Source organism: Candidatus Psyllophila symbiotica (genome assembly GCF_029910555.1).
Taxonomy (GTDB): Bacteria; Pseudomonadota; Gammaproteobacteria; order Enterobacterales; family Enterobacteriaceae_A.
The window spans coordinates 155,529-177,076 of record NZ_CP092142.1; the positions used below are offsets into that span (position 1 = coordinate 155,529).

The 21,548-nt window shown below is 19.4% G+C and carries 15 protein-coding genes; 8 read left to right on the forward strand and 7 right to left on the reverse strand.

What is annotated here, in order from left to right:
* Window positions 1-35 precede the first annotated feature (35 nt).
* The 3 genes from pta to dnaB all read right to left on the reverse strand — a co-directional run bounded on the left by pta (window position 36) and on the right by dnaB (window position 4,780).
* A complete protein-coding gene (gene pta / locus MEJ61_RS00825) occupies window positions 36-2,081 on the reverse strand; it encodes a phosphate acetyltransferase (RefSeq protein ID WP_459563389.1) in 2,046 nt (681 codons plus the stop codon).
* Window positions 2,082-2,146: 65 nt separating this feature from the next.
* Window positions 2,147-3,340: an acetate kinase gene (locus MEJ61_RS00830; protein WP_459563205.1), complete on the reverse strand. Its 1,194-nt coding sequence runs from the start codon at window positions 3,338-3,340 to the stop codon at window positions 2,147-2,149.
* A 66-nt stretch (window positions 3,341-3,406) separates the two neighbouring features.
* Window positions 3,407-4,780: a replicative DNA helicase gene (gene dnaB, locus MEJ61_RS00835; protein WP_459563206.1), complete on the reverse strand. Its 1,374-nt coding sequence runs from the start codon at window positions 4,778-4,780 to the stop codon at window positions 3,407-3,409.
* Between the two features lie 202 nt (window positions 4,781-4,982).
* Here dnaB and MEJ61_RS00840 point away from each other — a divergent pair, with 202 nt between their 5' ends.
* Window positions 4,983-5,540: a YggT family protein gene (locus tag MEJ61_RS00840; RefSeq protein WP_459563207.1), complete on the forward strand. Its 558-nt coding sequence runs from the start codon at window positions 4,983-4,985 to the stop codon at window positions 5,538-5,540.
* A 173-nt stretch (window positions 5,541-5,713) separates the two neighbouring features.
* On the opposite strand, the gene MEJ61_RS00845 is transcribed toward MEJ61_RS00840, so the two are convergent.
* Window positions 5,714-6,622 carry an RluA family pseudouridine synthase gene (locus tag MEJ61_RS00845; RefSeq protein WP_459563208.1) on the reverse strand — a complete coding sequence of 303 codons (909 nt, stop codon included), beginning with the start codon at window positions 6,620-6,622 and terminating at the stop codon, window positions 5,714-5,716.
* A gap of 108 nt (window positions 6,623-6,730) precedes the next feature.
* On the opposite strand from MEJ61_RS00845, the gene rplJ reads away from it, so the two are divergent.
* From rplJ to rpoC, 4 genes are all read left to right on the forward strand, one after another.
* Window positions 6,731-7,219 carry a 50S ribosomal protein L10 gene (rplJ, locus tag MEJ61_RS00850; RefSeq protein WP_459563210.1) on the forward strand — a complete coding sequence of 163 codons (489 nt, stop codon included), beginning with the start codon at window positions 6,731-6,733 and terminating at the stop codon, window positions 7,217-7,219.
* 46 nt (window positions 7,220-7,265) lie between these two features.
* A complete protein-coding gene (rplL, locus tag MEJ61_RS00855) occupies window positions 7,266-7,628 on the forward strand; it encodes a 50S ribosomal protein L7/L12 (protein ID WP_459563211.1) in 363 nt (120 codons plus the stop codon).
* 102 nt (window positions 7,629-7,730) lie between these two features.
* On the forward strand, window positions 7,731-11,735 hold the full coding sequence (rpoB, locus tag MEJ61_RS00860; RefSeq protein WP_459563390.1) for a DNA-directed RNA polymerase subunit beta: 4,005 nt from the start codon (window positions 7,731-7,733) through the stop codon (window positions 11,733-11,735).
* Between the two features lie 107 nt (window positions 11,736-11,842).
* Complete coding sequence (rpoC, locus tag MEJ61_RS00865) at window positions 11,843-16,075, forward strand: DNA-directed RNA polymerase subunit beta' (RefSeq protein ID WP_459563391.1); 4,233 nt, start codon at window positions 11,843-11,845, stop codon at window positions 16,073-16,075.
* 58 nt (window positions 16,076-16,133) lie between these two features.
* Here the strand turns inward: rpoC and rpsT are convergent, their stop codons facing one another.
* A complete protein-coding gene (rpsT, locus tag MEJ61_RS00870) occupies window positions 16,134-16,394 on the reverse strand; it encodes a 30S ribosomal protein S20 (RefSeq protein WP_459563213.1) in 261 nt (86 codons plus the stop codon).
* A gap of 175 nt (window positions 16,395-16,569) precedes the next feature.
* Between rpsT and fdx the strand changes: the two genes are divergently transcribed.
* Both fdx and MEJ61_RS00880 read left to right on the forward strand, forming a co-directional pair.
* On the forward strand, window positions 16,570-16,905 hold the full coding sequence (gene fdx, locus MEJ61_RS00875; RefSeq protein WP_459563214.1) for an ISC system 2Fe-2S type ferredoxin: 336 nt from the start codon (window positions 16,570-16,572) through the stop codon (window positions 16,903-16,905).
* Between the two features lie 135 nt (window positions 16,906-17,040).
* Complete coding sequence (locus tag MEJ61_RS00880; RefSeq protein ID WP_459563215.1) at window positions 17,041-18,972, forward strand: UvrD-helicase domain-containing protein; 1,932 nt, start codon at window positions 17,041-17,043, stop codon at window positions 18,970-18,972.
* Between the two features lie 59 nt (window positions 18,973-19,031).
* On the opposite strand, the gene MEJ61_RS00885 is transcribed toward MEJ61_RS00880, so the two are convergent.
* Complete coding sequence (locus MEJ61_RS00885) at window positions 19,032-19,523, reverse strand: ferritin (RefSeq protein WP_459563216.1); 492 nt, start codon at window positions 19,521-19,523, stop codon at window positions 19,032-19,034.
* Window positions 19,524-19,582: 59 nt separating this feature from the next.
* Entirely contained in the window at window positions 19,583-20,533 is a 951-nt protein-coding gene (locus MEJ61_RS00890; protein WP_459563392.1) for a ribose-phosphate pyrophosphokinase, read from the reverse strand.
* Window positions 20,534-20,720: 187 nt separating this feature from the next.
* On the opposite strand from MEJ61_RS00890, the gene tpiA reads away from it, so the two are divergent.
* Window positions 20,721-21,476: a triose-phosphate isomerase gene (tpiA, locus tag MEJ61_RS00895; RefSeq protein ID WP_459563218.1), complete on the forward strand. Its 756-nt coding sequence runs from the start codon at window positions 20,721-20,723 to the stop codon at window positions 21,474-21,476.
* Window positions 21,477-21,548: the final 72 nt, after the last annotated feature.

Sequence of the window (21,548 nt, forward strand, 5' to 3'; positions counted from 1 at the left end):
GTTTTAAAATATTTATATTATTAATTTTTAAAATTTTATTTATTTTTAGATGCTTGAATTGATGTTATAGCAATTGCATAAATTATATCTTTTATATGTGCACCTCTAGATAAATCATTTACCGGTTTACGAATACCTTGTAATATAGGTCCAATTGAAATTATATTTGCTGATCTTTGTACAGCTTTATATGTTGTATTTCCTGTATTTAAATCTGGGAATATTAAAATATTTGCTTTTCCCTTTGTTTTTGAAAATGGAGTTTTTATTTTTGATACATATGGTGTTGTTGCTGCATCATATTGAATTGGTCCATCAATTATTAAATCAGGTCTTTTTTTTTTGATTAAATTTGTTGCTTCTTTAACTTTTTCTACTTCTTTTCCTTTACCTGAATTACCAGTAGAATATGAAATCATTGCTATTTTTGGTTCAATATTAAATAATTTAGCTGATTTTGCTGTTTCTATTGCAATTTCTGATAATTGTTTAGCAGTAGGATTTATATTTATTGCGCAATCACTATATATTAAAACTTTATCAGGTAATAGCATAAAAAATATTGATGAAATTAATGAATTTTCAGGTGAAGTTTTTATTATTTGTAATGCTGGTCGGATTGTGTTCGCGGTTGTGTTTATTGAACCAGATAATAAACCATCAACTTCGTTTGATTTTAGCATCATCGTTGCTAACATTACATTATCTTTTAATGCTTCATAAGCTTTAATTTTGTTTATACCTTTATGTTTTCTTAATTGTACTAATTTATTAATATAATTATTTCTGATTTTTTTAGGATTTATAATTTCAATTTTTTTATTTAATTTAATATTATTTAATAATGCAATTTTTTTAATTTTATTTGGATTACCTAATAAAATACATTTTGCAATATTTTGTTCAACACAAATAGATGCTGCTTTTAAAATTCTAGGTTCATAACCTTCTGGTAAAATAATGCTTTTATTAGCTTTTTTTGAAAGTTGCGTTATTTTATATAAAAATTGTTTGGGTGTAAAATTTTTAAATTTTAAAGGATATTTAAAATCTTTAATCCAATTATAATTAATATAATTTGAAATATTTTTTTGTGTTTTTTTGGTATATTTATAATCATTTTTTAAAATTTTAAAATTTATTTTTTTTAATTTTTTAAATATTTTAAAATTTGTTTTATTAGTTATAAAAATCGGTAAATTTAAAAAAAAAGAAAAATTTATTGTGTTTTTAATATTTGTAAAATATTTATTAAAATTTGTCAAAATTATTGAATTTATATTAATACCATTAAAAATATATACACAAATTTTAAAAATTTTTTCTATATTATTAAATGGAATTAATATTAAAATATTTGAATTAAAATAATTAAAATTATATTTAATATTATTGTTATAAAAAATAATGTTTTTAATACGGTTTTTAAATATTTTACTTTTATTAATAATATTTAATTTAGTATAATATGCAATATTAATAATATTTAATGAGATTAAATTTAAATTTAATGGTATATAATTTATAATTGGATTTAAAAAATTTTTTTTTAATTTAATATTTTTTTTAATATTAAAATGAATAATAATAAAACTATATATTTTTAAATTAATATAATATTTTAAATAATTATATATTAAATTAATATATTGTTTAATATTTATTATGGTATTAAATTTATTAAAATATAATGGAATTATATTTTTTGCGTTTAAAGCTTTTGATATTTCGTAATTTAAAAATATAAAATTTTGATTATTATTAATTGGATATATACCTTCTATAAAAAAAATATCATAATTATTAATATTTTTATAATAATATGAAATAAGTTCTTTTATTAATATTTCTTTTTTTTCAAAAAAAAATAAATGTTCTGAATATTTAATGTTTAAAAATTTATCTTTTGATAATAAGAAATTTTTGTGATTTTTTTTATTTATTTTAATAATTGGTTTCATAAAACAGAATTTTATTTTTTTTTTTTTAATAGAATTAATTATACTTAAAATAGTATTATTTATTATATTTTTAATATTATTAATATTATTAATAGGTAAAAACATTATTACGTGTGACATGTTAAAATCCTTTTAAATTTTTATTAATTAAATTTATAATTTTTATTATATAAATTAAAATATTATTAGTTTATTAATTTATTTGTGTCTTTTGCTATTATTAATTCTTCATTGCTAGGTATAACTAGAGATATACGACTTTTAGATTTTGTTATAATACCATATTTTGTATAATTTATTTTTTTATTAAGTACATTATCTATTTTAAAATCTAAAAAATTTAGTGAATTAATAGTTAATTTTCTTATTAATACAGAATTTTCTCCTATACCACCAGTAAATACAATAGCATCTAAATGATCATGCATTAATACACTATAACTTCCAATATATTTTGTTAATTTATAGCAAAAAATTTTAATTGCTAATTTTAATTTAGGATTATTTTTATAGTTTTTTTCAATATATCTGCAATCATTGCTTATTTCACTTAATCCTAATAAACCAGATTCTTTATTTAAAATTTTATCAATTTCTTTTATTTTTATTCCTAAATTATTATGTAAATAAAATATAATAGATGGATCAATATCACCACATCTAGTTCCCATTATTAAACCTTCTAATGGCGTTAAACCCATAGAAGTATCAATACATTTTCCATTTTTAATTGCAGATATAGAACATCCATTACCTAAATGACATGTAATTATATTTAATTTTTTTTTTTTAATGTTTAAAAATTTGGAAGTTTCTGAAGTTAAAAATTTATGACTTATACCATGCGCTCCGTAACGTCGTATTTTGTATTTTTTATATAAATTATATGGTAAAGCATATAAAAAAGATTTTTTAGGTATACTTTGGTGAAATGCTGTATCAAATACAGCTACATTTTTTTTAAAAAGATTTGGTAAAAATTTAAAACTATTATAAATACCAATTAAATGTTCTATATTATGAATTGGAGCAAATGATATGTATTTTTTAATTGAATTAATAATTTTATCATTAATTATTACAGAATTATGAAATAATTCCCCTCCATGCACTATACGATGACCTATTGAACATAATTTATTGGAAATTTTTTTATTTTTTAATATAATTGAAGTAAAAATAAATTTTAATATATTATAATTTAAAAAAATTTTTTTTTTATTTATTATATTATTAATTTTCCATTTTATAATATGTTTTTTTTTTTTAATATATTCACTTACACCAGTAATTATTTTATCATTATTAAGTGAGTTAATAATTGTAAATTTGATAGAAGAACTACCACAATTTAGAATTAAAATTAATTTTTTATACATATATAAATATAATTTAAGATATTATAATATAAAATATTATATTTTAAAATATTATATTTTAAAGTATTATTTTTTTAAATAGTTATCAAATCTAGCTAATTTAGCATTGAAATTTAAAAATATAGATCCAATAGGTCCATTTCTTTGTTTTCCTATAATAATTTGCGCCATATCTTTAAATTTACTTTTTTTATTATATACTTCATCTCTATAAACAAATAATATTAAATCTGCGTCTTGTTCTATTGATCCAGATTCTCTTAAATCTGAGTTTACGGGGCGTTTATCTGTTCTTTGTTCAAGTGATCTATTTAATTGAGATAAAGCTAATATAGGTACATTGAGTTCTTTTGCTAAGGCTTTTAATGAACGTGAAATTTCTGATATTTCTAAAGTACGATTATTAGATAAATTTGGAACACGTATTAATTGTAAATAATCAATCATTATTAAACTTATTCCATTATTTTCTCGAAAAATTCTTCTTGATCTTGTTCTTATTTCACTAGGTGTTAAACAAGAAGAATCATCAATATATATATTTTGATTTTCTAATAAAACTCCAATAATTTTAGATATACGAACCCATTCATTGTCATTTAATTGTCCTGTTCTTATTTTAGTTTGATTAATACGTGATAATGATGATATCATTCGAATCATAATTTGTTCACCTGACATTTCTAAACTAAAAATTAATACTGGTTTTTTTTGAATTATTGCTGCATTTTCACATAAATTCATAGCAAAAGTAGTTTTACCCATAGATGGTCTTGATGCAATAATAATTAAATCCGATTTTTGTAAACCTCCTGTTTTTTTATTTAAATCAAAATATCCTGTATCTATACCAATAATACCATTATTAGGATTTTTGTAAAATAATTCAATGCGTGATATAGTATTATCTAAAATTTCATCAATTTTTTGTGGTCCTACGTTTTTTTTTGATCTAATTTCTGCGATTTTAAATATTTTTGTTTCAGCTAAATCAATTAATTCTTCATAATTTCTCCCTTTAGGATAATAACCAGCATTTGCTATTTCATTTGCTGCAGTTATCATTTCTCTTATAATAGCTCTTTCATGAACAATATCTGCGTATGCTATGATATTAGAAATATTAGGTGTATTTTGTGATAATTCTACTAAATATGCAAATCCTCCAATTAAATTTAATTTATCTTTTTTTTTTAAAGATTCTGATAAAGTAATTAAATCTAAAGGTTGTCCTTTACTTAATAAAAAATTCATTTCATCAAAAATAATTTTATGTTGATTACTATAAAAATCATTTGAATCAATACGTTCTATTATATTGTCCCAGTTATTATTATTTAAAATTAAACTACCTAATATAGATTGTTCAGCTTCTAAAGAATGTGGTAATAATTTAATATTTTCGATTTTGTTATCTTTTTTTTTTATATTATTTAACATTTTATTATTCCTTTATTTTAATGAAATTATTATATTTTAATTTAAATTTTATAGAGTATTAATGTATTAATTTGTATATTTATTTTATATTTAATATATTATTTATATAATAAATAATTTTATATTTATTAATTTATTTATAATAAATTTATTAAATATTTATAATTTATTTGGATTATTTTGTTTTTAAAAGGATTATTAAATGCTAACACTTAATTTTTTGGTTAAAAATATTATAGATTTTTGTGCTATTAGTTTTTTATTAAGAATTTGGATTGAATGGACTTTTTTAAATTTTGAACATCCATTTGTAAGGTTTATTAAAAAAGTTACTCAAGTACCAATTAATTTATTTAAAAAAATTATACCCCCTATAAACTCTATATATAGTATATCTTTATTAATATTATTTTTATTAATGTTTATTAAATTTTTATTAATATCATATATTCAAAATACTTCTCCTATAATAAATTTTTATATTACTATATTATTATCTTTAATATCTTTAATTAAAATATCAAATTATCTAATTTTTTGGGTAATTAGTATGTTTGTATTAATGAATTGTTTTCAACAGCGATCTAGTTTATTTAAAAAATTTATAACACAATTATCTTATAAAATTATTGAAAAAATAAATTTTATATTACCTAATATTAAAAATGTCAATTATTCTTCTTTATTTTTAATTTTGATATTATATTTAATTAATTATATAGGTATTGATTTTTTTGGAAATATTTGGTTTATGTTGTAATTATTTAAAATAAATTTATAATAATTTATAATAATTTATAATATAAAAATAATTTATTTTAAACAATTAAATTATAAAGAATTTAAAATTATTTTGTTTATTATATTTATTTAATATTAATTTAATATGTATTGAATTGTATTTTGTATTTTGTATTTTGTATTTTGTATTTTTTAATTTATTATTTTAATTAAATTTAAAATGTCTAAAGGTATTTGAGAATAACAATTTAAAATAAAGCCGTAAATTGGGTGATAAAAATTTAAAAAATATGAATGTAAAGCTTGTCTATTAAATTTGATTGAATTTTTTTTTTTTTTAATTTTATTGTATTTTTTATCACCTATTAACGGGTGGTTTATATATGACATATGAATTCTAATTTGATGAGTTTTCCCGGTTTTTATTAAAATTTTAAGTTTTGTATAATTATTAAATTTTTTATCAATTTTATAATAAGTTATGGCTTTTTTTCCTTTTTTATTAATATCCATTTTAATACGATTTCTAATATTTCTTGAAATTTTTGCGTTAATATAACCATTGTTAATAATATTTCCATTTACTATTCCTTTATATTCTTTTTTAATTTTATGATATTTTAAAGAATTAATTATTAATTTTCTTGTTAATAATGTTTTTGTTATTATTATTAATCCTGAAGTATCTTTATCTAAACGATGTATTATTCCTAAGCGTTTAATTAATATTAAAAAATTATTATAATATATTAGAGCATTAATTAATGTATTTTTTAAATTTTTATAACCTGGATGAACTACAAAATTTTTTGGTTTATTTATAATTATTAAATATTTATCTTCGTATAATATATTTAGTTTAATTTTTTGATATTTTATTGTTTTTTTTTTTTTTTTAAATATAATTTTTATTAAAGTTTTTTTAAATATTTTTTTATTAGGTTTATTTAGTAATTTATAATTTGTTTTTACTTTATTATTTATAATTAAATTTTTAATATAAGATCTTGAATATTTTAGTAAATTGTTAGATAATATTTTATCTAATCTCTTTTTAATGATATAATTGTTTGATTGTAATATAATATATTTTATTATCATTGAAATAATTTATAAATAAATATAATAATGTTTGTAAAGTAAATATTTTATATTTTTTAAATTTAATTAATTTTAATAAATATAATATACATTAATTTGGATAAAATTATGAATTTTAAAAAAAAAAAAGAAGTTATTTTAAAAGTTAAAAATTTAATTAATAAAACTTTATCTATAGTTATATCAGATCTTAATAATATAAATTCTAATACAATTAATGATTTAAGAAGAAAAGGACGAGTAATAGATGTTGAAGTGTTATTAATACGCAATACTTTATTAAGAATTGCTTTTAAAAATACAAAATTTAATTTTCTTAAAAATAGTATTTCGGGTAATAATATAATATGTTTTTCTAAAAAAACACCTGCATTTTCTGCTAGATTATGTAAGGAATTTGAAAATAAAAACGAAAATTTTAAAATTAAATTAGCTGCTTTTGAAGGAGAAATAATAACAAAGGAAAATATTAATAAATTAGCAATGTTACCAACATTAGAAGAAATTTTATCTAAATTAATTTATATTTTAAAAGAAATTTCTTTAGGTAAATTTGTTCGGGTTTTAAATAATTTTAAAAATAAAAAATTTAAATAAGATCAATAATTGTTATGTAATTTAATTTTTAAATATTAGGAATAATATGAATAATAAAGAAAAGTTATTAGAAACTATAGAATCAATGTCAATTAAAGATATTTCTGAATTTGTTTCTATGATCGAAAAAAAATTTAATATTACTTCAAATTTTGTACCAAATAATTCTGATAATACTAAAAAAGTAATTGAAGAAAAAACAGAATTTAATGTTATTTTAAAATCATTTGGTTCTAATAAAATTTCTGTTATTAAAGTAGTGCGTAGTGTTATGGGGTTGGGTTTAAAAGAAGCTAAAGATTTAGTTGAATCATCTCCTATTGTTTTAAAAGAAAATTTAAATAAAATTGATGCTGAAAATCTAAAAAAAAAAATAGAAATTTCCGGTGCAATTATTGAAATTAAATAAAATTAATTTATTTTATTGCCATAAAAGGCTGTTGATTTATCTTCAGTCTTTTATGAATTTTAAATTTTTAAAAACTTTAAAAAGTTTTTTTTGGAGTAAAATATGAATTTTTCAAATAGTATAAAAAAAAGAATAAGAAAAAGTTTTGGTAAACATTTGCAAATTTTAAATTCACCTTATCTTGTTTCTTTTCAATTTGAAACATTTAAAAAGTTTATAAATAAAGATAAATTAGGTAAAATAGGAATAGAAAATATATTACGTAGGTTTTTTCCTATATATAATAATAATTTGAGTGTTTTATTGCAATATATAGATTATAAAATAACTAAGCCTTTGTTTAGTTTTCAAGAATGTAAAGATAGAGGTATAACATATTGTGGTATGTTAAAAGTAAAGTTAAAATTAATTATGTATATTTATAAATTTAAAAAATTTGTTAAATTTGTAAAAGTAAAAATATTAGATTTATGTGAAATTCCTTTAATGTCTAAAAATGCTACTTTTGTAGTTAATGGTGTTGAAAGAGTTATAGTATCTCAATTACATCGTAGTCCAGGAGTTTTTTTTGATAGTGATAAAGGTAAAACTCATTTATCTAAAAAAATATTATATAATGCTAAAGTAATACCTTATTCAGGGGCTTGGTTAGATTTTGAATTTGATTTAAAAGATATTTTATATGTTCGTATTGATAAACAAAAAAAAATACCTGTTACAACAATTTTAAGAGCATTAAATTATACTACAGAAAATATTTTAGATATATTTTATAAAAAAATTGTTTTTGATATTAGTGATAATGAAATTAAAATGAATTTAATATTAAATAGATTAAATGGAGAAATAGCTACATTTGATATAATTTCAAATAATAAAATATATGTTAAAAAAGGTAGAAAAATTACAATTAAAAATATTAATGAGTTAAAAAAAGATAAAATTAAAAGTATTTTAGTGCCGTTTAATTTTGTATATTCAAAAATATTATCTAAAGATTATTATAATAAAAACGGGAAATTAATTTGTATATCTAATATGGTTTTATCTAAAAATATTATAATAGAATTAAAAAAAAATGGATATAAAGAAGTTGAAGTTATATATACAAATAATACTAATAGTGGTGCTTATATATCTAATACTTTAAATTCAGATCCTGCTTATGATCGTTTAAGTTCGTTAGTTGAAATTTATCATGTTTTAAAACCTGAAGAAAATGTAACATTAGATATTGCTGAAAAATTCTTTGAATCTCTTTTTTTTTCTGGATGTAAATATAATTTATCTAAAGTAGGTAGAGCAAAATTAAATTATTCATTATCTCGTACAGATAATTCAGAATCAATTTATTTAGATAAAAAAGATATAATTTTAATTATTAAAAAAATATTAAATATTCGCGATGGTAAAGTTAAAATAGATGATATTGATCATTTAGGAAATAGAAGAATTTGTTCGGTTGGTGAAATGATTAATAACCATTTTTATTTAAGTTTAATGAATTCTAAAAATTCAATTAAAGAAAAATTATCTTCACTTAAAAAATTTATTTTTCCTAAAAATTTTATTAATTCTAAAATAATTACTGCTTATTTTAAAAATTTCTTTATTTCTAATCCTCTTTCTCAATTTATGAACCAAAATAATCTTCTTTCTGAAATTACACATAAAAGAAGAATTTCAGCTCTTGGTCCAGGTGGTTTAATTCTTGAACGTGCTGGTTTTGAAGTGAGAGATGTTCATTCAACACATTATGGTAGAATTTGTCCTATTGAAACACCCGAAGGACCAAATATTGGGCTTATTAATTCTTTATCTATATATTCACAAATTAATAAATATGGTCTTTTAGAAACACCTTATAGATTAGTTAAAAATGGTATATTAAACAATAAAATTTGTTATTTATCATCTATTGAAGAAGAAAAATTTATTATTGCTCAAGCAAATTTAAATATTAATAAAAAAGGAGAATTTGTTGAAAAATTAATAAGTTGTCGTCATAATAATGAATCTGGTTTATTTAATAAAAAAAAAATAAATTATATTGATATTTCAAATCAACAAATTCTTTCTATTGGAGCTTCATTGATACCATTTTTAGAACATAATGATGCTAATCGTTCCTTAATGGGCGCTAATATGCAACGTCAAGCTTTACCTCTTTTAATTTCTGAAAAACCTATAGTTGGTACTGGTATGGAACGTATAATTGCTGCTGATTCAGGTATGTTAGTTTTAGCTAAAAGAAGTGGCGTAGTAAAATATTTAGATTCTTCTAAAATTGTTATAAGAGTTAATAATAATGATTCTGTTTATAATAAAAAAAATTTAGATGTTTATAATTTAATTAAATATATTAGATCTAATCAAAATACTTGTATAAATCAAAAACCATGTGTATCTTTAGGTGAAAAAGTATTAAAAGGCGATGTTTTAGCTGATGGTTCATCTACAGATTTAGGAGAATTAGCTTTAGGAAAAAATATACGTGTTGCTTTTATGTCATGGAATGGTTATAATTTTGAAGATTCAATATTAATTTCTGAAAGAATAGTTCAACAAAATAAGTTTTCATCTATTCATATTCAAGAATTATCATGTGATATTAAAGATACAAAAGTAGGTCGTGAAAAAATAATTCCTTATATTCCAGGATTACCTAAATATATGTTTAATAAACTTGATAAATCAGGTATTATAAAAATTGGTGCTGAAGTTTTTGAAGGTGATATTTTAGTTAGCAAAATAACACCAAAAAATGCTAAAAAATTAAAATCAGAAGAAAAATTGTTAATTGCTATATTTGGCGATAAATCTCCTGAAATTAAAGATTCTTCATTACGTGTACCTCATGGTATATCTGGAAAAGTAATAGATATAAAAATATTTAAAAAAGAAGATGAAGAAAATATTGAAAAAATAAAAATTAAAAAAAAATTTTTTAATATTAGAAATAATATAATTAATAAATTTAAATTATTATTTTATAATTGTATTTATGAATTATTTAAATATAATAATATAAATTTAATAATAATAGAAAAAATTAAATTTAAAAAAATATTTAAATTTATTTTAAAAAATAAAATAGAAGAAAAAAAAATAATAAATTTAATTACAGTATATAATAAATTTAAAATTAAAAAAAAAAAAAAAATTATTAAAAAAAATAATAAAATTAAAATAAATACTTTAGCTCCGGGAATATTAAAAACTATTAAAATATATATAATTACTAAACATAATATTCAACCTGGTGATAAAATGTCTGGTAGACATGGTAATAAAGGTGTTATATCAAAAATTAATTTAATAGAAGATATGCCTTACGATAAAAATGGGGTACCTATAGATATAGTACTTAATCCTTTAGGTGTACCCTCAAGAATGAATATAGGACAAATTTTAGAAGTACATTTAGGTATGGCTGCTAAAGAAATAGGAAAAAAAATTGATAAAATGATTAAAATGAAAGAAAAAATTTATAAATTGCGTAAATTTATTCAAAAAATTTATAATTCTGGTGAAATTAATATTCAAAAAATAGATTTAAATAAATTTAGTGATAAAGAAATATTAGTTTTAGCTCAAAATCTTAAAAATGGTATTCCAGTTTCATCACCAGTTTTTGACGGTGCTAATGAAAAAGAAATTAAGGATTTTTTAAATTTAGGTGGTGTTCCAGAATCAGGACAAATTACTTTGTTTGATGGCCAAACCGGTGAGAAATTTGAAAGACCAATTACTGTTGGTTATATGTATATTTTAAAATTAAATCATTTAGTTGTTGATAAAATTCATGCTAGATCTACTGGTTCTTATAGTTTAGTTACTCAACAACCTTTAAGAGGTAAAGCAAAATTTGGTGGTCAAAGAGTAGGTGAAATGGAAGTTTGGGCTTTAGAAGCATATGGAGCAGCATATATATTACAAGAAATGTTAACTGTTAAATCTGATGATATTAATGGTAGAACTAAAATTTATAAAGAAATTATAGATAATAAATATTGCGCTGAACCTAATGTTCCTGAATCATTTAATGTGCTTGTTAGAGAAATTAAGTCTTTAGGAATTGATTTTGAATTATATGAAAATAAATAATTTTAAATTTTAGTTAAAAATATTTAATTTTATTAAAAATTATTTTAAAATAAATTTATTTAATTTGGGGCACACTTTTGTGTGCCTTTAAATTATTGAGGTAATTTATGTCTAATTATTTAAATTTAATACCGGATCAAGATAATATTATAGAATTTGATGCAATTAAAATTTCTTTAGCATCACCTGAAAAGATACTTTCTTGGTCTTTCGGAGAAGTCAAAAAATCTGAAACAATTAATTATCGTACTTTAAAACCAGAACGTGATGGTTTATTTTGTTCTAGTATTTTTGGACCAATTGAAAATTATGAATGTTTATGTGGAAAATATAAAAAATTAAAATATTGTGGCATTAAATGCGAAAAATGTGGTGTTGAAATTATTGAGAAAAAAGTAAGACGTGAAAGAATGGGTCATATAAAATTATCAACACCTATTGCTCACATTTGGTTTTTTAGATCATTACCATCTAGAATTAGTTTATTATTAAATTTATCTTTAAAAATTATTGAAAGAATTTTATATTTTGAATCATATATAGTTATTAAAAATGGTTCTTCAAATTTAAAAAAAAATCAACTTATTAATGAAAGAGAGTATGTTTTATATAAAAAAAAATTTGGTAATAAATTTATTGCTAAAATTGGAGCTGAAGCTATTTTGCATTTATTAAAAAAAATAAATTTAAAATCAGAATATGTTGAATTACGATATAAATTATATGAAGTTCATTCTTTAAATAAAAGAAAAAAATTAATAAATAGAATAAAATTATTAGAATCATTTATTAATACACATAATAGACCAGAATGGTTAATATTAACAGTTTTACCTGTATTACCACCTGATTTAAGACCATTAGTTCCATTAGATGAAAATAAATTTGCTACTTCAGATCTTAATGATTTATATCGTCGTATTATTAATAGAAATAATAGATTAAAAAAATTATTAAAATTATCTGCTCCTAATATTATTATTAAAAATGAAAAACGTATGTTACAAGAATCAGTAGATGCATTATTTGATAATGGACGTAGAGGTAGAGTTATTTTAGGAACTAATAAACGTCCTTTAAAATCTTTATCAGATATAATTAAAGGTAAACAAGGTAGATTTAGACAAAATCTTTTAGGTAAAAGAGTAGATTATTCTGGAAGATCAGTAATTACTGTTGGGCCTTTTTTAAAATTAAATCAATGTGGTTTACCTAGAAAAATGGCGTTAGAATTATTTAAACCATATATTTTTGGTAAATTACAATTTATGAATTTAGCAAATACAATAAAATCTGCTAAAAAAATGCTTGATAATGAAGATCCTATGGTATTAAATATTTTGGAAAAAATTGCTAAAGTTCATCCAGTATTATTAAATAGAGCACCTACATTACATCGTTTAGGAATTCAAGCGTTTGACCCAATTCTAACAGATGAAAAAGTTATACAATTGCATCCATTAGTTTGTTCTGCATATAATGCAGATTTTGATGGTGATCAAATGGCTGTGCACATACCGTTAACAAATGAAGCTCAATTAGAAGCACGTGTTCTTATGATGTCAACAAATAATATTTTATCTTCTGCTAATAGTGAACCAGTTATTGTCCCTTCACAAGATATTGTTTTGGGTTTATATTATATGACACGTAAAGATATAAATTCTAAAGGAAGTGGTATGATATTAAATAGTATAAAAGAAGCTAAAATGGTATATTCTATGGGATTTGCATCTTTACACGCAAGTGTTAAAGTTAAAGTTAATGAAAGTTTTAAAGTTAAAAAAAAATGGAATAATAGAAAAAGAATTGTTAATACTACTATAGGAAGAGCGATTCTTTGGAAAATTTTTCCAAAAGGTTTATCATATAATATTATTAATAATAATTTAGATAAAAAAAAAATTTTAAATATTTTAAGTATTTGTTTTCGTGATTTAGGTCGAAAAAAAACTGTTTTTTTTGCTGATAAATTGATGTCTTTTGGGTTTAAATATGCAACAAAATCAGGTATTTCTGTATCTATTGATGATATGATAATTCCTAATGATAAAAAGGAAATTATTAAAAAAGCAGAGAAAGATGTTAAAGAAATTCAAAATCAATTTCAATTTGGTTTTATAACAAATAGTGAACGTTATAATAAAGTAATTGATATATGGGCTATAGCAAACGATAATATTACAAAGTCTATGATTAAAAATTTATCATATGTAAAAACTATTAAAAATAATAATAATAATACAATTGATCAAATATCTTTTAATAATATTTTTATGATGGCGGATTCTGGATCTAGAGGATCAATTACTCAAATTAGACAACTTTCTGGAATGAGAGGTTTAATGGTAAAACCTAATGGATCTATTATTGAAACTCCAATAACTGCAAATTTTAGAGAAGGATTGAATGTAATACAATATTTTATTTCAACACATGGTGCCAGAAAAGGATTGGCAGATACAGCTTTAAAAACAGCTAATTCTGGTTATTTAACTAGGAGATTGGTTGATGTAGCGCAAGATTTGGTTGTTACTGAAACAGATTGTGGAACAGAAGATGGAATTTGGTTAACTTCTATAATTGAAGGTGATATTGTTAATATATCACTAAGTGATCGTGTTTTAGGAAGAATAACTTCAGAAAATATTAATATTAAAAATACAAATAAAGTTTTAATTTTTAAAAATACTTATTTAGATGAATATTTATGTGAAATTTTAAAAAAAAATTATATTAGTAAAGTAAAAGTTAGATCTGTTGTAACTTGTGAAACTAATTTTGGAGTTTGTTCAAAATGTTATGGTAGGGATTTATCTAAAGGAAGTATTGTTAATAAAGGCGAAGCTATTGGTATTATTGCTGCTCAATCTATTGGTGAACCAGGTACTCAATTGACAATGAGGACTTTTCATGTAGGAGGTACTGCATTTCGTGTTGCAACTGAATCTTTTATTCAAATTAAAAATAGTGGTAAAATTAAATGTAAAAATTTAAAATGCATTAAAAATATTAATGGTAAAACTATTGTTACTTCACGTAATTCTATATTTAAAGTAATTGATGAATTCAAATGTATTAAAGAAATACATAAAATTCCTTATGGATCAATTATTACTAAAGTTCATAATGATACAGTTATATCAAAAGAAATAATTGCTAATTGGGATCCTCATATAATGCCAATTATAAGTGAAGTTTATGGTTATGTTAAATTTTCAAGTATTGTAAATGGTAAAACAGTAGTGTATAAAAATGATGAATTAACTGGTTTATCTGTAATGGTTGTTTTAGAATATAATGAATTTGTTTTTAAAAATAAAGATTTTAGGCCATTTTTAACAGTAGTTGATGCATATCATAAACCAGTATATTTTCCAGGTACTGATATAATCGCGCATTATTTATTACCCCCAAAAGCTGTAGTTTTAGTAAAAGAAGGTGAGGAAATTAAAATTGGTAGTATATTAGCGCGTATTTCTCAAGAAATTGGCAAAACTAAAGATATTACCGGAGGTTTACCTCGTGTTATAGATTTATTTGAAGCAAGAAAACCTAAAGAACCAGCGGTTTTAGCTGAGGTTAATGGAGTTGTTACTTTTGGTAAAGATTCAAGAGGCAAAAAGCGTTTATATATAAAATCAAGAGGTATAAAAATTTGTGAAATTATGATTCCTAAATGGAGACAATTAAATATTTTTGAAGGCGAATATGTTTTTAAAGGAGATGTGATTTCTTATGGTTCTAAAATTCCTCATGATATTTTACGTTTAAGAGGTTTAAGTGAAGTTACTAATTATATTGTTAATGAAATACAAGATGTTTACCGTTTACAAGGTGTTAATATAAATGATAAACATATAGAAGTTATTATTCGTCAAATGTTAAGAAAAGTTATTATAAAACATCCTGGTGATAGTCATTTTTTACCTGGGGAAAAAGTTGAGTTGTCTCGTGTTAAAATTATAAATGAACAATTAAAAATGCAAAAAAAAAACCCTATATTATTTTTATATAATTTAATAGGAATTACTAAGTCATCTTTAACTACTAATTCATTTATTTCTTCCGCATCATTTCAAGAAACAACTCGTGTTTTAACAGAAGCATCAATTTGCGAAAAAATAGATGAACTTAGAGGTTTAAAAGAAAATGTAGTAGTTGGTAGACTTATTCCTGCTGGTAGTGGTTATTTATATCATAAAAATAAAATTTCAAAATGTATTAATAAAATTAAAAAAAATCAATCTGATAATAATGATGATGATAATAGTAATGATAATTATGATTATGATTATGATGATTATTATAATGATGATAAATTTAAAGATATTTTATAAAATTTTCACGAGCTCTTAAATGAGTTCGTGGAAATTAAATTAATAAAATAATTTTATTTTACATTTTATTTATTTTAATAGATAAAATAGATTTATAACGTGATGCTTTATTTTTATGAATTATTTTTTTTGAAACTTGTCTGTCTAAAATTTTTTGAGTTTTAATAAAATTTTTTTCTGCTTTTTTTTTATTTTTAGAATATATTGCTGAAAGGTTTTTTTTGATATAAGTTTTTAACATAGATTTATAACTTGAGTTATATTTATGTTTTTTTTTAGATTGTATATCTCTTTTTTTTGATGATTTTATATTTGTCATAATTTTTAAATAAAATAGTATTTTAAAAATATATTATTAAATATTTGTATTAATTAAAATTTATATTTGTTTTTAATATAAAATTATATTATATTATTTAATATTTAACTTTATTTAAAGATATTTTAAATATTATTAGAATAATTATTTATAATTTTTATATTTAGGATATTAAATGCCAAAAATATTTTTTTTACCTCATAAAAAAATATGTCCAAATGGTTTAATTATAGAATCAAAAAAAAATGAAAATTTATTAGATATAGCTCATAGAAATAACATAAAGATAGAAAATGCGTGTAAAAAATCTTGTATATGTACTACCTGTCATTGTATTATTCATAAAGGTTCAAATTCTTTAAGTAATATTAAAGAAAATGAGGATAATATTTTAAATAAAGCTTGGGGATTAGAAATTAAAAGTAGATTAAGTTGTCAAATTAAAATTAATAATAGAGATTTAGTAATAGAAATACCTATGTATAATATAAATTATATTAATGAGTATTAATATTTATTTTAAGTATTATTGATAAAATATTAAAAGTAATTTAAATTTTTGTTATTATTTAATTTTTAAATATTTTTTAAATATAAACAATATTAATATTATGAAATATTTTTATAAATTTTTATTAAGTGTTTTATGTATAGTAAAATAATTAAAAACATGAATGAAAATCAAATTGAAGCAATTACTTCAAATAATAAAAATTTATTAATATTGGCTGGCGCTGGTAGTGGTAAAACTAGAGTTTTAGTTAATCGTATTTTTTGGTTAATCAAAAATCAAAATATTTCGCCCAAATCAATTTTGGCTGTTACATTTACTAATAAATCTTCTAAAGAAATATATAATAGAATTAATAAATTAATAAAATTTAATATAAATGATATTTGGGTTGGTACTTTTCATGGTTTAGCTTATAAAATGTTATATTTAAATTCTAATAATAAAAATTTTCAAATAATTGATAAAAATGATCAAATTTATTTAATTAAAAGTATTACTAAAAAATTAAATTTAGATATTAAAAAATATCCTCCTATTAAATCTATGTATTATATTAATAAAATTAAAAATTTAGGTTTGTATTCTAAAGATTATGTTGATATGAATTGTAGTAATGAATTTAATAATAAATTATTATATATATATAAAATATATCAAAAAGAATGTTATAAACATTGTTTTTTAGATTTTGGGGAAATTTTAATAAGCGCGAATGATTTTTTATTTAAAAATCCTGTTGTTTTAAAAAAATATAATATGCAATTTAAATATATTTTAATAGATGAATTTCAAGATATTAATAATATTCAATATAAATGGATAAGTACAATTAAAAATAAAAATAATAAAATTATGGTTGTTGGTGATGATGATCAATCTATATATGGTTGGAGAGGCGCTAAAAGTGAGTTTATACAAAAATTTATATTTGATTATCCAGATACAAAAATTATTCGTTTAGAACAAAATTATAGATCGACTGGAAATATTTTATTTGCAGCAAATGAATTAATTAATAATAATAATAATCGAATTAAAAAAAAATTATGGACACAAAAAAAAAATGGTGAATTAATTTCAATATATTCTGCAAAAAATGAAATAGATGAGGCGGTTTTTATTGTTAATTATATTAAAATTTGGAAATATAATGGTGGATTATTAAATGATTTTGCAGTTTTATATAGAAAAAATATTCAATCTAATATTTTAGAAAAAATTTTATTAAGAAATAATATTAATTATGAAATTTTAAATAGTATTAATTTTTTTAATAGAATAGAAATTAAATTAATAATTTTTTATTTACGTTTTATTTTAAATAATAATGATAATATTTCATTTTTAAAAATTATTAATACTCCTAAAAGAGGTATTGGTATTAATACTATTAATAAAATAAATGAAATTTCAAAAAAATATAAAATATCTTTATTTAAAGCAGTATATAAAATTTTAAAATATAAAATTTTAAAAAATCGTCAATTTTTAAATTTAAATGGTTTTTTTATTTTAATTAATGAAATAAAAAAAAAAATAATAAATTTAAAATTATATGAACAAATAAATTATATTATTCAAAAAATTGACTTATTTTTAATGTATAAAAAAAAAGAAGATTTTAAAATTAGGATTAATAATGTATATGAATTAATTGAATTAAGTAAAAAATTTTATTTTGAAAATATTAAAGAAACTGAAATTTTAAAATTATTTTTATCAAATATTATATTAAATAATGATAACATAGATATTAAGAAAATTGATTCAGTGAAATTAATGACTTTACATTCTTCTAAAGGATTGGAATTTAATCAGGTATTTATAATTGGAATGGAAGAAGGGATATTCCCTAATAAATTTATAATTAATAGTAAATCTTTAGAAGAAGAAAGAAGATTAGCTTATGTTGGAATAACAAGAGCAAAAAAAAAATTAATATTAACTTATACTAAAAGTCGTTATTTGCATGGTAAAAATATATTTCCAATACCATCTAGATTTATTAAAGAAATACCTAAGAAATTTATTAAAAAAATTGAAAATTATAAAATTATTTTATAAATTCATTAAATTTTAAATTAATAAAAGTAATTAAATAATTATTTAATTTTATTTTGAATTTAAATGTATTTTGATAAAAATAAATTATCAAAAATTAAAAAATTTTTGTTATTATAATTAAAAAATTTTAAATTATCTAAAATTGTTTTTAGTATTTTTTCTTCTTCATTTTGTTTTAAAATATACCAACTTAAAAAATGAAAAGTTTTAAAATCTCTTTTTTTAAATGCAATATTTGATATATAATTAATATTACGTGTTATTTTTTTTTCGTTAATATAAGCTTTTTTAAAAATATCTTGTATGGAATTAAAATTTATTTTAAAATAAATATTAAAATTTAATATTGGTAATATATTAATATCACATAAAAAATTAAATATTTTTTCCATATGTTTTAATTCTTCTTCTGAGTTTTTTTTAAAAAAAATAGATGCATTTTTATAATTTTCAATATTACACCATGCACTCATTTGTAAATATAAATTTGATGAATAATTTTCTAAATTTAATTGATTATTTAAATTTTTATTTATTTTGTTTTTATTCATAATTATCCTTTTTAAAATAGATTGTTTTAAATTAAATTTTTTAAAATTAATAATATTTATTAAATTTTGAACATTTCTGATATTGATTGACCATTATGTATTCTACGTATAGATTCAGCAAGTATATTTGATAATGTTTGTGTGTTTATTTTAATACTTTCAGAAATTTTTTTAGATAATGGAATACTATCACAAACAGTAATTTCATCAATTTCAGAATATTTCATATATTGTGTAGAATTACCTGAAAACACAGGATGTGTTACATATGCATAAACCTTAGTAGCACCATTTTTTTTTAAAGCTTTGGCTGCTTTACATAAAGTACCTCCAGTGTCAATCATATCATCTATTAGTATACAATTTTTATTAATAATATTACCTATTATATGCATTACTTGTGAAGTATTTGAATTATTTCTGCGTTTATCTATTATAGCAATATTAACATCGTTTAAAATTTTTGATATAGCTCTTGCTCTTATAACTCCTCCAATATCTGGGGATACTATTGTAATTTTATCTTCTTTCTTTTTTTTAATTATATCTTTATAAAAAATTAAACTACCAAATATATTATCTACAGGAATATCAAAAAATCCTTGAATTTGTTCTGAATGTAAATCTACAGTTAATATACGATTAACTCCTACATTTGTTAAAAAGTTAGCTATTAATTTTGCAGTTATTGGTACACGGGATGAATAAATTTTTCTATCTTGTCTAGCGTATCCAAAATATGGAATTACAGCGGTAATACGTCCTGCCGATGCCCTTCTAAGCGCATCAACCATAATAAGTAGTTCCATTAAATTATCATTACTTGGCGAACAAATTGATTGTATTATAAATACATCATCTCCTCTAACATTTTCATTTACCTGAATATTGATTTCTCCGTCACTAAAACGTCCAACATGAGAACAACTTAAATTAATTTTTAATTTTTTTGATATTTTTTTAGCAATTTCAGTATTTGAATTTCCTGCAAAAATTTTAATATTAGGCATTTGTTTCCTTAAGTAATTTAAATTTATATAAATAATTTTATTTTAGTAATAGAATAATATTTTTAAAATAATAAATCAAATATTTTAATTGAATTTATATTAATTATAATTATATAATATTTTTGTTGTTTTAAAATATTATTATATAATTTTTAATAATTTACAATTTTAAAAATTAAGGAATAACATGAAATTCCCTTTAATTATTGCCAATTGGAAATTAAATGGAAATAAATATTTTGTTAATGTTTTTTTAAAAAAATTATGTTATAAATTAAATAAAAAAAAATTATATAATATTGCTATTGCTCCTCCGTTGGTTTATTTACATACATCTATAAAAGAAATTAAAAATACTAATATTACTATATGCGCTCAAAATGTTGATGTTAATTTATCCGGTGCTTTTACTGGTGATGTATCGATTTCAATGTTAAAAGATATAGGTGTAAAATATGTATTAATAGGTCATTCTGAAAGACGTATTTATCATAATGAAACTGATTTTGAAATTTTAAAAAAATTTATAAATGTTAAAAAAAATAATTTAATTCCAATTTTATGCATTGGTGAAACATTAGAAGAAAAAAAAAAAAATAAAACTAAAGAAATTTGTTTTAATCAAATTAATTTAATTATTAAAAATTTAGGTATTAAAGTGTTTAAAAATTGTGTTATTGCATATGAACCTGTATGGGCTATTGGTAATAAAGTTTCTGCAAATTTTAAAGATGTTCAAAAAATACATAAATTTATACGATCAACAATTAGTTTATATGATAAAAAAATATCTAAACAAATTATAATACAATATGGTGGTTCTGTTAATTATAAAAATGCTAAAGAATTATTAATGCAACAAGATATTGATGGTTTATTAATTGGTAATTCATCTTTAAATATTAATAATTTTTTAAAAATTATAAAAATATTAAAAAATTAATTTAATTTATTTTTTAAAATAGTTGTTTATTTAAAATTAAAATAATTATAATTTTATTTAAAATTATTTTAA